This window comes from Phenylobacterium sp., assembly GCF_036963605.1.
In the GTDB taxonomy this organism is placed as follows: Bacteria; Pseudomonadota; Alphaproteobacteria; order Caulobacterales; family Caulobacteraceae; genus Phenylobacterium.
Genome location: NZ_JBALUY010000001.1, coordinates 71,304 through 84,458, shown reverse-complemented (window position 1 = coordinate 84,458; position 13,155 = coordinate 71,304). Strand labels below are relative to the sequence as shown.

The window sequence follows — 13,155 nt, the reverse complement described above, 5'->3', positions numbered from 1 at the left end:
CGCGCCGTCGCGTCAATGTGGGCTGGCGGCGCGGTGAATCGTCCTGACAGGGCGACAGGGCTTGCATCGCCGATGGGTCATCCGTAACTGATAATCGTTCGCAGACGCGGCGCCGCGTGCGCCGCCCTTCGCCTCAGGCCTGGATTTGCTTATGGACCACCTCACGCCCGCCTCGGCCCTGGCCGCCGATCCCCAGCCCGCCCATGGCGAGGTGCGGCTGAGCCAGGCGCGGCTCGGGGATCGCGGCGTCATCGGTAGGGTCCATGTGCGCCCCGATGTCGATCATCACGGCCTGAGCGCCGAGGAGCTGGAGCGCCGGCTGCTGGAGCTGGGCTTCGTCGAAGGGGCCGCCATCGAGGTCATCCACGAAGGCGCCATCGGCCGGGACCCGATTGCGGTGCGCCTGGACGATATGCGCGTGGCGCTGCGCCGCCACGACGCCGCCGACGTGATCATCCGCCTGGACGCCCGGAGCGCTGGCCGATGAGCACCAGCGCCCGCATCGCCCTGGTCGGCAATCCCAATTCCGGCAAGACCGCCCTGTTCAACGCTCTGACCGGCGGCCGCCAGAAGGTGGCCAACTATGCTGGGGTGACGGTGGAGAAGAAGGAGGGGATGGTCACGACACCTGGCGGGCGGACCCTGTCGGTCATCGACCTGCCCGGCACCTATTCCCTGCGCGCCCGCAGCCCGGACGAAGAGGTCACCCGCGACGCCGTCCTGGGGCAGCTCAAGGGAGAGACGCCCCCGGACGTGGTGGTCTGTGTCGCCGACGCCACCAATCTGCGCCTGGTGTTGCGCCTGATCCTGGAACTGCGCCAGGTGGGCCGGCCCATGGTTCTGGCGCTCAACATGTTCGACATCGCCCAGCGCCAGGGCCTCCGCATCGACCTGGAGGGCCTGGCCCGCGACATCGGCGCGCCGATCGTCACCACCGTGGCCACCCGCAAGCGCGGCATCGAGGACCTGGTCGCCCAGGTAGAGGCCAAGGTCGAGGCCCTGGCCGCCGCGGGCGAACTGGACGCCCCCAACACCTGGCATGAGCCGAGCCCCGCTGAAATCCGCCGGGCCCACGCCGAGGCCCAGCGCCTGATGAAGGCCCATGTGCGGCCGGCCGAACGCCCCGACACCCTGACCGGCAAGATCGATGGGGTGCTGCTGCACCCGGTCGCGGGCCTGGCCATTCTGCTGGCCTTGCTGTTCGTCATGTTCCAGGCCGTCTTCGCCTGGGCCGGGCCGCTGATGGACGGCATCGAGGCCGGCGTGGGCGCCCTGGGGGGACTGGTCGCTACGGTGCTGCCGGACGGTCTTTTGCAGAGCCTGATCGTCGATGGCCTGATCGCCGGCGTCGGCAGCGTGCTCGTCTTCCTACCCCAGATCCTGATCCTGTTCTTCTTCATCATCCTGCTGGAGGACTTCGGCTATATGGCCAGGGCCGCCTTCCTGATGGACAAGATCATGGGCGGGGCGGGCCTGCATGGCCGGGCCTTCATCCCCCTGCTGTCGTCCTTCGCCTGCGCCATTCCGGGCGTCATGGCCACCCGGGTGATCGATTCCAAGCGCGACCGGCTGACCACCATCATGGTGGCGCCGCTGATGACCTGCTCGGCGCGGATTCCGGTCTACACCCTGATCATCGCGGCCTTCATCCCCGACCAGACCGTCTGGGGCTTCGCCAACCTGCAAGGGGTGGTCATGTTCGGCCTCTATGTGGCCGGCATCACCAGCGCGCTCTCCATCTCGTTCATCGCCCGGCGGCTGTTCTGGCGGGGGCAGGTCGAGCCCTTCCTGATGGAGCTGCCGACCTACAAGGCGCCTGATCCCAAGAGCGTCCTGCGCAACCTGTGGCAGCGGGCCGAGATCTTCATCAACCGCGCCGGCCGCATCATCCTGCCGCTGATGGTGCTGATCTGGGTCCTGTCGACCTTCCCCTATCCGCCGGAGGGCGCGACGGGACCGGCCATCGACTACAGCTTCGCCGGTCGGCTGGGCCACCTGATCCACCCCCTGTTCGCCCCGATCGGGTTCAACTGGCAGATGACCGTGGCGCTGATCCCGGGCATGGCCGCCCGCGAGGTCGCCGTGGGCGCGCTGGGCACCGTCTATGCGGTGGCCAACGCCGAGGAGCAGGTCGGCACCCTGGCCGGGGCGCTTTCGGCCGACTGGTCCCTGGCCATGGGGCTGGCCTTCCTGACCTGGTACGTGTTCGCGCCCCAGTGCGCGCCGACCCTGGCCGTGGTGAAGCGCGAGACCAACAGCTGGCTGTGGCCCACGGTGATGTTCGCCTACATGGTCACCCTGGCCTATCTGGCGGCCATGGGCGTCTATCACGGCGCGGTGGCGCTGGGCTGGGGCTAACCTGGACTCGGCGTCTCGCCGGCCAGCACGCCGGCGGCGCCCTGAAGACGGAGCAGCAGGCGCTTGAGCAGGGCCACCTCATGGGGGTCGAGCCCTGAGATCAGGGCGGCCTCATAGGCCAGGGCCAGGGGCGCGATCTCGGCGTGCAGGCGCACGCCTTCCAGGCTCAGCGCCACCACGTGGGAGCGGCCGTCCCGGTCGTTCTCAGAACGCTCCAGCAGGTGGCGCTTGGTCAGGCCCTGGGCGGCGCGGCTGACGGTGACCTTGTCCATGCCTGTCCGGCTGACCAGAGCGCTCTGGTTCATCGGCCCGTCCTCGGCCAGCACGCAGACGAGCCGCCACTGGGGGATGGTGAGGCCGAAACGGTCCTCATAGGCCCGCGCGATCAGCCGGCTGACGGCGTTCGAGGCCACCGACAGGCGATAGGGCAGATAGGCGTCCAGCTGGAGGCCGGCGGCGTCGGCCGGTTCTGGCCGGGTCTGCACGGTCATGGGGCTTGTACTTCCTGTTCGATGGCGCCGAATATCGAGTGTCGGCGCCCATCGCGCATTTCAATCCGTACGGTGTCGCCGACCTTGAGGAAGGGCGTTCTGGCCTCTCCATGGGCCAGGGTCTCCACGGTCCGCACCTCGGCGAGGCAGGAATAGCCGACGCCGCCCTCGGCCACCGATTTTCCTGGACCGCCATCAGGTCCGCGATTCGACACCGTGCCCGAGCCAATGATCGTGCCGGCGGCCAGCGCCCGGGTCTTGGCCGCATGGGCGATCAGGGTCCCGAAATCGAAGGTCATGTCGACGCCGGCGTCGGCGCAGCCCAGGACCTGGCCGTTCAGCTCCACCTCCATGGCGCCATGCAGGCGGCCCGCGCGCCAGGCCTCCCCCAGCGCGTCCGGCGTCACCGCCACCGGGGAGAAGGCCGAGGCGGGCTTGGACTGGAAGAAGCCGAAGCTCTTGGCCAGCTCGTCGGGGATCAGGTTGCGCAGGGAGACATCATTGACCAGCAGCACCAGGCGGACGTGGTCCAGGGCGTCGGACGCGCTCACCCCTTGTGGGACATCGCCGGTGATCACCGCCACCTCGGCTTCCAGATCACAGCCCCAGGCCTCGTCGGCCAGTGGAATAGGATCGCGCGGACGAAGAAACCCGTCCGAACCGCCCTGGTACATCAGGGGATCGGTCCAGAAGCTCTGCGGCATCTCCGCCCCCCGGGCGCGGCGCACCAGGTCCACGTGGTTCACATAGGCCGAGCCGTCGGCCCACTGATAGGCCCGCGGCAGGGGGCTGGCGGCCTCGTGCTCATGGAAGCGTTCCTTGGGCACGCCGCCATGCTCCAGGCTCTCGGCCAGGGCGCGCAACATGGGCTCGCATCGTTCCCAGTCGTCGAGGGCGGCTTGCAGGGTGGGCGCGACGGTGGCCGCATCGGTGAACCAGGCCAGGTCGTTGGAGACCACCACGAGACGGCCGTCACGGCCGGACTTCAGCGAGGCGAGCTTCATCTAGGTCTCCGCTTCTTGGGGCTCAGGATTGTTCCTGGATCAGGGTCTGGACCAGTCGGACGCCGGCCTCGAAGGCCTTGGCCTCATAGACGTGCACCTCCACGCGGATGTCGCCGCCGGGCGCCGCCTCCCACATGTAGTTGCGCTCGAAACAGACCGGCCGGCCCTGGGGGCTAAAGCCCTCGAAGGTGTCGCCCCAGGGGGTGCAGGGCGCCAAGGCCCGCCAGCCGAGATCGCAGGCCTGGACCAGTTCCTCCCGGGCCGCAGCCTCCAGATCGTCATGGACGGCGGCGTTCATCGGGCCTTCCAGCTGTCGACATAGGCGGGGTTCTCCACCGGGCCGGCGGCCTCGCCCACCTCCAGCGGGTCGCGGGTGTCGATCATCACCGCATATTCGTCGGTGGCGGGCTTGGGCTGGGACAGCATGTTCTTCAGAGCCTTGGGGTGCGGGCCATGGGTGAACCCGGAGGGATGAAACGTCATCATCCCCGCATCGATGCCATCGCGGCTGAAGAAGTCGCCAGCGTGGTAGAAGAGCACCTCGTCATAGTCGTCATTGTTGTGGAAGAACGGCACCTTGAGCGCGCCGGGATCGGTCTCGAAGGGCCTGGGCGCAAAGGTGCAGACCACGAAGCGGTCGGCCACGAAGGTCGTGTGGGCGCTGGGCGGCAGGTGATAGCGATGGCTGGCCACCGGCCGGATGTCGGCCACGTTGAGGCGCACGGGCGCCAACTCCCCATGCCAGCCCACCGCGTCCAGGGGGTTGTAGGGATAGGTCACGGTCGAGACCTGCCCGCGCTTCTTGATGGCCACCGTGGTTTCGCCGTCGTGGGCCTGGTGGTCGCGGAAGGCCTCATCCATCACCGGCGTGTCCAGCAGGGCCGGATCGAAGATGGCATGGGGGCCCAGGAGGCCCCTCTCGGGCAGGGTGAAGTGGCTGTTGGTCGCCTGAATGGTCAGGATGGCGCAGGGCTCGGCCGGCGCCAGGCGCCACATGGTCCCCCGCGGCAGATAGAGATAGTCGCCGGCGCCAAAGCCGATGCGGCCATAGTCGCAAAAGAGATCGCCGGCCCCCTGGTGGACGAACAACAGCTGGTCGCCGTCGGCGTTGCGGACCAGGCTCGGCATGGCCTGATCCAGCTTCCAGAAGCGGATTTCCGTGGCGGCGTTGTGCAGCACCACCGGCGCATCCCACGGCGAGGCCTGCGGTTCGTTCAGCCGCGCCAGATCGAAGGCCCGCGGCCGAAGGGGGCCTTCGAAGTTCGTCCAGCCGGTGGGCGGCCGAGGATGATGCAGGAAGGCGGCCGGGCCGAAGAAGCCCTCCTTGGAGATCTCGCGCTCATAGGTGCCGGCCGGCAGGTCCGCATGGGCCTGGCGCGAATGGACGCCTTGCGCGCCGCGCACGGGGATCCAGTTGCGGGTCGCCATCAGGGCTCGTCCTTGTAGATCCCCACGCTCAGGGGCTCGCCGTCAGCCAGCCGGGCGCGGTACATGCCCGAGGTGTTGTAGCTCCAGGCCATCTGGCCGCCGGGCGCCACGGCGATCACCCCGCCGTCGCCGCCCAGGGCCGTCAGCTTGGTCTGGATCACCTCGTCGGCGGCGGCCTGCAGGGAGAGGCCCTTGTGCTCCACCAGGGCGCAGACCTCCCGGGCCACGGTCAGGCGGATGAAATACTCCCCGGTTCCGGTGGCCGAGACCGCGCAGGAGGCGTCCGAGGCGTAGTTGCCGGCGCCGATGATCGGGCTGTCGCCCACCCGGCCCCAGCGCTTGCCCGTCGTGCCGCCGGTCGAGGTGCCGGCCGCCACATGGCCCGCCTGGTCGAGCGCCACCACGCCGACCGTGCCGTACTTGCCCTCGTCATGGGCCAGGCCCGCCGCTTCGTCAGGGGTGGCCGCGCCCTCTGGCCGCGCCGGGACCGGCAGGTTGTTCTCGTTCAGGAACCGCTCCAGGGATCGCCAGCGGCGCTCGGTGTAGAAATAGGCCGGCTCCACCTGCTCGAGGCCGGCTTCGCGGGAAAAGGTGTCGGCGCCAGCGCCCATCAGCATGACGTGCGGCGACTTCTCCATCACCGCCCGAGCAAGCGAGATCGGGTGTCGGGTGCGAGTGACGCCGGCCACCGCCCCGGCCTTCAAGGTCGCGCCGTCCATGATCGAGGCGTCCAGTTCATTGCGGCCTTCGGCGGTGAAGACCGCCCCGCGCCCCGAATTGAACAGGGGATCGTCCTCCAAGAGGCCGATCGCCGTCTCGATGGCGTCCAGAGCCGAACCACCGCGCGCCAGCACCTCACCGCCGGCCTGCGTCGCCCGGGTCATGGCGGCGCGATAGGCGGCCTCCTGTTCAGCCGTCAGGTCTGCGCGCGCGATCACGCCTGCGCCCCCATGAACCACGATCGCCCATTTCGGCTGCGCCATCGCATTCCCCGCCATCAGGCCCGCCAGCACCAACGCCAGACCGACTATCCGCATGCTCAAACGTCCCTAGTCCTTCTTCGGCAGCACGCCCCGGCGGATCTGGTCGAGCTCGATGGACTCAAACAGCGCCTTGAAGTTGCCCTCACCGAACCCTTCATTGCCCTTGCGCTGGATCATCTCGAAGAAGATCGGCCCGATCATGTTCTCCGTGAAGATCTGCAGCAGTAGACCTTGGCCCTCGGTGGGCGCCCCGTCCACCAGGATACGGTCGGCCCGCAGCCGCTGCAGGTCCTCGCCATGACCGGGCACCCGGGCGTCGAGCTGGTCGTAATAGGTCTCCGGCGTGTCCTGGAAGCGGACCCCGCGCTCGCGCATGGTCTCCACGGCCGCGTAGATGTCGTCGGTTCCCAGCGCCAAATGCTGGATGCCCTCGCCCTTATAGTCCTTGAGGAACTCCTCGATCTGGGAGTGGTCGTCCCGGCTCTCGTTCAGCGGGATGCGGATCTTGCCGCAGGGGCTGGTCATGGCCTTGGACAGGAGGCCGGTCTGGGCGCCTTCGATGTCGAAATAGCGGATCTCGCGGAAATTGAAGATCCGCTCATAGAAGTCCGCCCACTTGGCCATGTTGCCGCGGAACACATTGTGGGTCAGGTGGTCGAGATAGGTCAGGCCGACCCCGCGCTCAGCCTCCAGCTCGGCCGCGCCCTGGATGGGGACGAAGTCCACGTCATAGATTTCCTGGGCCCCGTAGCGGTCGACCAGATAGAGGTTCGAGCCGCCGATCCCCTCGATGGCCGGAATGTTCAGCTCCATGGGTCCCACCGGCCCCTGGACCGGGGTCGCGCCGCGCTCGATCGCCAGGGCCAGGGCCTTGGCCGCGTCTCGCACCCGGAAAGCCATGGCGTTGGCCGAGGGACCGTGAACCTCGCGGAAGTCGGCCGGCTGGCCCGAGGGCTCCATGTTGAGCAGGAAGTTGATGTCGCCCTGGCGATAGCGGACCACATTCTTCGACCGGTGCCGCGACACCGCAGTAAAGCCCATCAGGTCGAAAAGGGCGCCCAGCCGCTCGGGCTCGGGCGAGGTGAATTCGACGAACTCGAAGCCGTCGGTGCCCAGCGGATTCTCGAACAGGTCGAGGGGCGTCGTCGGTGTGGACGCAAGCGCGGTCATGGAAGTCTCCTGCCAGCGATATAGTATCAGATGCAACTATCTACCTCGCGGCGGCGGGAGACAAGCTACTGTGTCCCTGCTAGCAAATGGGCGAGGGTCGCTCGCCAGCCGGGTTGCGCTTTCTTCAGTCCCCCGTGGCTTACAGGCCGAATATGCAGTTCAATCGGACTCCATGATCAAAGGTCTCGACCCGATCCTTCATCGCTGGCGGCTTTCGGCCCTGGTCGCCTCGGCCGGCATGCTGGCCATCGCCCATGGGTTCCAGACCTTCGGTGAGCTCGCCCCCTGCGCCCTGTGCCTGCGCCAGCGGGAGGTCTACTGGGCAGCCGTCGCGGTCGCCCTGGCCGGCATGGTCCTCACCCGGCTGCAAGGCGGGGCGAGATTCCGCCCGGCCTTCAATCTTGGCCTGGCCATGGTGTTCGCCGTAGGCTTTGGCGTCGCGGCCTATCACGCCGGCGCAGAGTGGAAGTGGTGGCCCGGTCCCTCGGCCTGCGCATCGACCGGCGGGGCCGTCAGCCTTGAGGCCCTGTCGGGTCTGCTAGAAGGCGCCGCCGTCCGCGCCCCGGCCTGCGATGAGGCGCCCTGGGTGTTCGCCGGCCTGTCCATGGCCGGGTGGAACGCCCTAATCTCCCTGGCCCTGGCGGCGCTGAGCCTGGCGGCGGCGGCTTACGAAAGAGGCAAGCGATGAGCGAAAAGCCCATTCCCGCCCGTCCCGGCGCCGGAACCCTTGAAGCCCGGCTGGCCGAAATCCTGCGCGTGGATCATGCCGGCGAACTGGGTGCGGTCCACATCTACCAGGGTCAGCGCGCGGTCCTGGGCGCGGCCAAGGACAAGGCGCGCATCGCCGCTCAGCTGGAGGAGATGGAGGGTCACGAGGCTGTCCATCTGGCCCGCTTCGACGCCTTGCTGAATGAACACGGCGTGCGTCCCACCGTCATGACGCCCCTGTGGCGCCTGGCGGGCTTCGCCCTGGGGGCCGGCACGGCCCTGATGGGGGAGAAGGCGGCCCATGCCTGCACCGAGGCGGTGGAGTCGGTCATCGAGAAACACTATGCCGATCAGGTGGCTGAACTGGCCGAGCGCGAGCCGGAACTGGCGGCGGAACTCTCTCGGTTCCGGGACGAGGAGCTGGCCCACAAGGATCTGGCCATAGACGAAGGCGCCCATGGCGCGCCGGGCTACGGCCTGCTGTCAGCGGCGATCCGCGCCGGATGTCGCACGGCGATCAGGATCAGCGAGAAGGTCTGAGGCGACCGCTCGCCTGGACAAGAACGGCCCCGCCGGAGCGGGGCCGCATTATGTTTCCCAAAGATCAGGGCGCCGGCGGGGTGTCGGTAGCCGGCGATGTGGCCGCCGGATCCATGGCCGCGGGATCGTTCACCGGAGGCGGCGTCATGCCGTCGGCGGGCATGGCCGGGTCAGTTGTGGCTGGCGGCATCGGGTCGGCAGGCGTCGTCGCCATGCTATCGGCCGGCGGCGTGACCTCGGTGGTGTCGGCCGCATCGTTATCGGAACAGGCGGCAAGGGTGACCGCGGCGAGGGCGCCGACGGCAAAGGTGGAAAGCGTGCGGATATTCACGTTTTTGGCTCCCTAGAGCGCGTTCCGACAGGTGGGACCCGTTATCGGGGCGCGTTCAAACCTTAGAGTTTAGGGCCTGATTCACCGACCAGAGGGTTCCGTCTGATCGCATCGGGCTCTACGGCGAATTGCCTTCCTGCGAAACGCTGCATCACGAGGCCGTGTTCCCGGCTTTGTGACGCCATCGAATCGAAGGCGCCCGGAACCGGGAATGTTTCGCCGATCGACGGTGGATTTCGCGCAGCGCCTCGTCTAGGCGAGTCCGGACAGCAGTGACGGAGGACGAGATGACCACCAAGGTTCGCAAGGCTGTGCTGCCGGTGGCGGGACTGGGGACGCGCGTCCTACCCGGCGCCAAGACCACGCCGAAGAACATGCTCAATGTCTTCGACCGTCCGATCCTGTCCTACATCGTCGAGGAGGCGCGCGCCGCGGGAATCGAGCACTTCGTGTTCATCGTCGGTCGCGGCCAGGGCGCGATCGAAGACTATTTCGACGCCTCGCCCGAGATCGAGGGCGCCCTGGAGGCCAAGGGCAAGGCCGACATCCTGGCCGAGGTTCGCCGCGACCTGCCCCAGCCCGGCCAGATGAGCTTCGTGCGCCAGATGGCGCCCCTGGGCCTGGGCCACGCCGTCTGGTGCGCCCGCGACATCATCGGCGACGAGCCGTTCGCGGTGATTTTGCCGGACATGCTGATGGCCGCCGACACCCCGACCCTGGCCCAGGCCGTAGCCGCCTACGATCAGGTCGGCGGCAATATCATCGTCGTCGAGCCGGCGCCGGAGGGCGAGGCGCACAAGTACGGCATCGTCGACCTGGAGAGCCAGAAGGGCCGCATCAACCGCATGCGGGGCATGGTCGAGAAGCCTGCGCCGGGGACCGAGCCCTCGAACCTGTTCATCAGCGGCCGCTACATCCTGCAGCCCGACATCTTCCCCTTGCTGGAAAAGCAGGGAAAGGGCGCCGGCGGGGAAATCCAACTGACGGACGCCATGGCCGAACTGATGAAGGTCCAGGATTTCCACGCCCTGGAATATGAGGGCGTAACCTATGACTGCGGGGACAAGATCGGTCTGCTGCGCGCCAATGTGGCCTTCGCCCTGCGCCACCCGACGTTTGGCGGCGCTGCACGCGAGGCGATTACGGGCCTGCTCTGACAACCCGCGGAACGTCTGAACCCTGACCTCTTGAACCCGATCTCGTCGACGGCGCTTTCCCAATGCCCTGGCGTTTGTTAGCCCTGGCGAAGGTGAAACCCGTACGGATCGGAGCGGCGATGCGCGTACTCATTCTCGGCGGCGACGGCTTTTGTGGATGGCCCACGGCCCTCCACCTCTCGGCCCGTGGCCATGACGTGGCCATCGTCGACAACCTGTCCCGACGTCGGATCGACGGTGAGTTGGGGGTTCAATCCCTGACCCCTGTGCGGGATATCCATGAGCGGATCGCCGCCTGGAAAGAGGTTTCAGGTCACGAGATCGGCTTTCACGACATCACTGTGGGCAAGGATTACGACGCCCTGCTCGATCTGCTGAAAACCTGGCGGCCGGACTCCGTTGTCCACTTCGCCGAGCAGCGGGCCGCGCCCTATTCGATGAAGTCGGCCAGGCACAAGCGCTACACGGTCGACAACAATCTGAACGCCACCAACGACGTGCTGGCGGCCATCGTCGATTCGGGCCTCGACATCCATCTGGCCCATCTCGGCACGATGGGCGTCTACGGCTACGGCACGGCCGGCGCGGCGATCCCCGAGGGCTATCTCACCGTCAAGATCGAAACCCCCGATGGCTGGGTGGAACGGGAGATCCTCTATCCGGCCAATCCAGGGTCGATCTACCACATGACCAAGACGCAGGACGCCCTGCTCTTCCAGTTCTACGCCAAGAACGATCACCTGCGGATCACCGACCTGCACCAGGGAATCGTCTGGGGCACCCAGACCGAAGAGACCCGCAAGGACGAGCGGCTGATCAACCGGTTCGACTATGACGGCGACTATGGCACGGTGCTGAACCGCTTCCTGATGCAGTCGGCGGTCGGATATCCGCTGACCGTCCACGGCGCCGGCGGCCAGACGCGGGCCTTCATCCACATCCAGGATACCGTGCGCTGCGTCGAACTGGCCCTCGCCCACCCGCCGGAGCGCGGCGACCGGGTGAAGGTGATGAACCAGATGACCGAGACCTGGCGGGTCCGGGACCTGGCCCAGATGATCGCCGGGCTGACCGAGGCCGAGGTCGCCCACCTGCCCAATCCCCGGGCCGAGGCTGACGAGAACGACCTGGTGGTCGAGAACAAGTGCCTGCTGGACTATGGCCTCAATCCTATCCGGCTCGAGGACGGCCTGCTGATGGAGGTCGCCGAGATCGCCCGCGCCTATGCCGACCGGGCCGATATGAGCAAGATTCCCTGCCACTCCCACTGGAACGCCGAGCGGGCGGCCGCGGCCAGCGCGCCGGGCAAGGCGGTGGCGGCGGAATAGAGGCGCAGGCCGTGCGGCTCTTCACCTTCGGCTACGGGTTCTCGGCCCAGGCCCTGGGGACGCGGCTGACGGCCCAGGGCTGGAGCCTGGCGGCCACCTACCGGCGGACTGAAGACGCCGAGCGGCTCAAGGCGCTGGGCGTCGATGCGGTTTCAATAGGCGATCCGGCGGCGCTCGCCGACGAACTGAAGGCCGCCGACGCCGTCCTGGTCACCGCGGCCCCCGACACGGAAGGATGCCCGGGCCTGCGCGCCCTGGTCCCGGCCATGGCGCGGGCCGGCGCCTTTCCCGACTGGCTGGGCTATCTCTCCACCACCGGGGTCTATGGGGATCGCCAGGGGGGCTGGGTCTTCGAGACTGGCCGCCTGGCGGCCCAGTCGATGGAGGGCGCCCGCCGGGTCGCCGCCGAGCGGGACTGGCTCGACGTGGGCAAGGGCATGGGCCTGACCACGGCCATCTTTCGCCTGCCCGGCATCTATGGGCCTGGCCGCTCGACGCTCGATCGCCTCCGCGCGGGCCGGGCCAAGCGAATCGTCGCGCCAGACCAGGTCTTTTCCCGCATCCATGTGGACGACCTGGCCGCGGGCCTGGCCGCCTCCATCGCCCGCCCGCGGGCGGGCGGAATCTACAATCTCTGTGACGACGAGCCGGCCCCCAACAGCGAGGTGGTGGCCTATGCGGCGGAGCTTCTGGGGCTTGCCGCGCCCCCCGAAATCCCGGTGGAAGAGGCGAACCTGGCTGGCCCGGCCCAGCGGTTCTACGCCGAGAGCAAGCGGGTCTCCAACGCCCGGGCCAAGGCCGAACTCGGCTGGCGGCCGGCCTATCCGACCTATCGCGAGGGCCTGAGCGCCATCCTTCAGGCGGGCGGCTGAACGAGCTCTTCGACCGCCGCGATCAGGCGGACGAGGTCCTGGGGCCGCGACAGGCGGTGGTCGCCGTCCTTGATCAGCTGGAAGACCACGTCGGGGCTGTTGATCGCCTGAGCCAGCTCCAGGGCGTGGCGCCAGGGCACGTCCGGATCTTCCCCGCCCTGCAGGATGCGCACAGGCGCGGTCACCGGGACCGGACCCGTCAGGATCGACCAGCGGTCGCCGTCCTCCAGCAGGTTGCGGGTGATCGGATAGGGTTCGCCATAGTCCGACGGACGCATCCAGACGCCGGTCTCCTCAAGCGAGCGCCGGGCTGCCGCATCGATCTCCGGCCCCATCAGCTTTTCGGTGAAGTCCGGGGCCGGGGCGACCAGCACGAGACCCTGCACCTGCTTGGGCCTGACCATGGCCGCGAGGCAGGCGATCCAGCCCCCCATGGACGATCCGACGGGAATGACCGGCCCCGGCGCCAGCTCGTCGAGGACCGCGAGCGCATCCTCCCGCCAGCGGGTGATCGTGCCCCGGGCGAAGTCGCCTTCGGATTCGCCGTGGCCGAAATAGTCAAACCGCACATAGGCCCGGCCGGTCGCGCTCGCCCACTGCGCCAGGGCCTCCGCCTTGGTCCCGGCCATGTCGGAGCGGAAGCCGCCCATCCAGACCACGGTCGGGCCTGAGCCCGCCACACGGCGCCAGGCCAGGCTGGCCCCATCGGGCCGCTTCAGCATGCCAATCTCTTCGCCCATGAGGGTCTATAGCGCGCGTCTCGGCGCCTTCCCAGGGTGGTGCGG

At 68.2% G+C, this 13,155-nt stretch carries 15 protein-coding genes; 7 read left to right on the top strand and 8 right to left on the bottom strand.

Features of this window, described 5'->3' with window-relative positions:
• Positions 1-151: 151 nt before the first annotated feature.
• A complete protein-coding gene (locus tag V7702_RS00410) occupies positions 152-487 on the top strand; it encodes a FeoA family protein (protein ID WP_335648166.1) in 336 nt (111 codons plus the stop codon).
• Complete coding sequence (gene feoB, locus V7702_RS00405) at positions 484-2,358, top strand: ferrous iron transporter B (protein WP_335648165.1); 1,875 nt, start codon at positions 484-486, stop codon at positions 2,356-2,358. Before V7702_RS00410 ends, feoB begins: the two co-directional genes overlap by 4 nt.
• Here feoB and V7702_RS00400 read toward each other — a convergent pair.
• The 6 genes from V7702_RS00400 to hppD are packed head-to-tail and all read right to left on the bottom strand — an operon-like array spanning position 2,355 to position 7,434.
• A complete protein-coding gene (locus V7702_RS00400) occupies positions 2,355-2,849 on the bottom strand; it encodes a MarR family winged helix-turn-helix transcriptional regulator (protein ID WP_335648164.1) in 495 nt (164 codons plus the stop codon). The two genes, feoB and V7702_RS00400, sit on opposite strands and share 4 nt — an antisense overlap.
• On the bottom strand, positions 2,846-3,853 hold the full coding sequence (locus V7702_RS00395) for a fumarylacetoacetate hydrolase family protein (protein ID WP_335648163.1): 1,008 nt from the start codon (positions 3,851-3,853) through the stop codon (positions 2,846-2,848). The genes V7702_RS00400 and V7702_RS00395 overlap by 4 nt, the downstream gene beginning before the upstream one ends.
• A gap of 22 nt (positions 3,854-3,875) precedes the next feature.
• Positions 3,876-4,151: a hypothetical protein gene (locus tag V7702_RS00390; protein WP_300578535.1), complete on the bottom strand. Its 276-nt coding sequence runs from the start codon at positions 4,149-4,151 to the stop codon at positions 3,876-3,878.
• On the bottom strand, positions 4,148-5,281 hold the full coding sequence (locus tag V7702_RS00385; protein WP_335648162.1) for a homogentisate 1,2-dioxygenase: 1,134 nt from the start codon (positions 5,279-5,281) through the stop codon (positions 4,148-4,150). The genes V7702_RS00390 and V7702_RS00385 overlap by 4 nt, the downstream gene beginning before the upstream one ends.
• A complete protein-coding gene (locus V7702_RS00380) occupies positions 5,281-6,318 on the bottom strand; it encodes an isoaspartyl peptidase/L-asparaginase family protein (protein ID WP_335648161.1) in 1,038 nt (345 codons plus the stop codon). Before V7702_RS00380 ends, V7702_RS00385 begins: the two co-directional genes overlap by 1 nt.
• Before the next feature lie 12 nt (positions 6,319-6,330).
• Positions 6,331-7,434: a 4-hydroxyphenylpyruvate dioxygenase gene (hppD, locus tag V7702_RS00375; protein WP_335648160.1), complete on the bottom strand. Its 1,104-nt coding sequence runs from the start codon at positions 7,432-7,434 to the stop codon at positions 6,331-6,333.
• Positions 7,435-7,606: 172 nt separating this feature from the next.
• Here hppD and V7702_RS00370 point away from each other — a divergent pair, with 172 nt between their 5' ends.
• The gene (locus V7702_RS00370) at positions 7,607-8,122 is read left to right on the top strand and encodes a disulfide bond formation protein B (protein ID WP_335648159.1); all 516 of its coding nucleotides are present in this window, start codon (positions 7,607-7,609) and stop codon (positions 8,120-8,122) included.
• A complete protein-coding gene (locus V7702_RS00365; RefSeq protein ID WP_335648158.1) occupies positions 8,119-8,682 on the top strand; it encodes a demethoxyubiquinone hydroxylase family protein in 564 nt (187 codons plus the stop codon). Before V7702_RS00370 ends, V7702_RS00365 begins: the two co-directional genes overlap by 4 nt.
• Before the next feature lie 64 nt (positions 8,683-8,746).
• Here the strand turns inward: V7702_RS00365 and V7702_RS00360 are convergent, their stop codons facing one another.
• A complete protein-coding gene (locus V7702_RS00360) occupies positions 8,747-9,013 on the bottom strand; it encodes a hypothetical protein (RefSeq protein ID WP_335648157.1) in 267 nt (88 codons plus the stop codon).
• A 287-nt stretch (positions 9,014-9,300) separates the two neighbouring features.
• Here V7702_RS00360 and V7702_RS00355 point away from each other — a divergent pair, with 287 nt between their 5' ends.
• The 3 genes from V7702_RS00355 to V7702_RS00345 all read left to right on the top strand — a co-directional run bounded on the left by V7702_RS00355 (position 9,301) and on the right by V7702_RS00345 (position 12,370).
• Positions 9,301-10,170 carry a UTP--glucose-1-phosphate uridylyltransferase gene (locus tag V7702_RS00355; protein ID WP_335648156.1) on the top strand — a complete coding sequence of 290 codons (870 nt, stop codon included), beginning with the start codon at positions 9,301-9,303 and terminating at the stop codon, positions 10,168-10,170.
• 119 nt (positions 10,171-10,289) lie between these two features.
• Complete coding sequence (locus tag V7702_RS00350; RefSeq protein ID WP_335648155.1) at positions 10,290-11,498, top strand: NAD-dependent epimerase/dehydratase family protein; 1,209 nt, start codon at positions 10,290-10,292, stop codon at positions 11,496-11,498.
• 11 nt (positions 11,499-11,509) lie between these two features.
• Positions 11,510-12,370 carry an SDR family oxidoreductase gene (locus tag V7702_RS00345; protein ID WP_335648154.1) on the top strand — a complete coding sequence of 287 codons (861 nt, stop codon included), beginning with the start codon at positions 11,510-11,512 and terminating at the stop codon, positions 12,368-12,370.
• Here the strand turns inward: V7702_RS00345 and V7702_RS00340 are convergent.
• Entirely contained in the window at positions 12,355-13,110 is a 756-nt protein-coding gene (locus tag V7702_RS00340) for an alpha/beta fold hydrolase (protein ID WP_335648153.1), read from the bottom strand. The two genes, V7702_RS00345 and V7702_RS00340, sit on opposite strands and share 16 nt — an antisense overlap.
• Positions 13,111-13,155: the final 45 nt, after the last annotated feature.

Coding starts and splice junctions, on each gene's coding strand:
- V7702_RS00355 (WP_335648156.1), top strand. CDS start 9,301: ATGACCACCAAGGTTCGCAAGGCTGTGCTGCCGGTGGCGGGACTGGGG.
- V7702_RS00410 (WP_335648166.1), top strand. CDS start 152: ATGGACCACCTCACGCCCGCCTCGGCCCTGGCCGCCGATCCCCAGCCC.
- V7702_RS00370 (WP_335648159.1), top strand. CDS start 7,607: ATGATCAAAGGTCTCGACCCGATCCTTCATCGCTGGCGGCTTTCGGCC.
- V7702_RS00390 (WP_300578535.1), bottom strand. CDS start 4,151: ATGAACGCCGCCGTCCATGACGATCTGGAGGCTGCGGCCCGGGAGGAA.
- V7702_RS00340 (WP_335648153.1), bottom strand. CDS start 13,110: ATGGGCGAAGAGATTGGCATGCTGAAGCGGCCCGATGGGGCCAGCCTG.
- V7702_RS00380 (WP_335648161.1), bottom strand. CDS start 6,318: ATGCGGATAGTCGGTCTGGCGTTGGTGCTGGCGGGCCTGATGGCGGGG.
- V7702_RS00400 (WP_335648164.1), bottom strand. CDS start 2,849: ATGACCGTGCAGACCCGGCCAGAACCGGCCGACGCCGCCGGCCTCCAG.
- V7702_RS00365 (WP_335648158.1), top strand. CDS start 8,119: ATGAGCGAAAAGCCCATTCCCGCCCGTCCCGGCGCCGGAACCCTTGAA.
- V7702_RS00395 (WP_335648163.1), bottom strand. CDS start 3,853: ATGAAGCTCGCCTCGCTGAAGTCCGGCCGTGACGGCCGTCTCGTGGTG.
- V7702_RS00385 (WP_335648162.1), bottom strand. CDS start 5,281: ATGGCGACCCGCAACTGGATCCCCGTGCGCGGCGCGCAAGGCGTCCAT.
- hppD (WP_335648160.1), bottom strand. CDS start 7,434: ATGACCGCGCTTGCGTCCACACCGACGACGCCCCTCGACCTGTTCGAG.
- feoB (WP_335648165.1), top strand. CDS start 484: ATGAGCACCAGCGCCCGCATCGCCCTGGTCGGCAATCCCAATTCCGGC.
- V7702_RS00350 (WP_335648155.1), top strand. CDS start 10,290: ATGCGCGTACTCATTCTCGGCGGCGACGGCTTTTGTGGATGGCCCACG.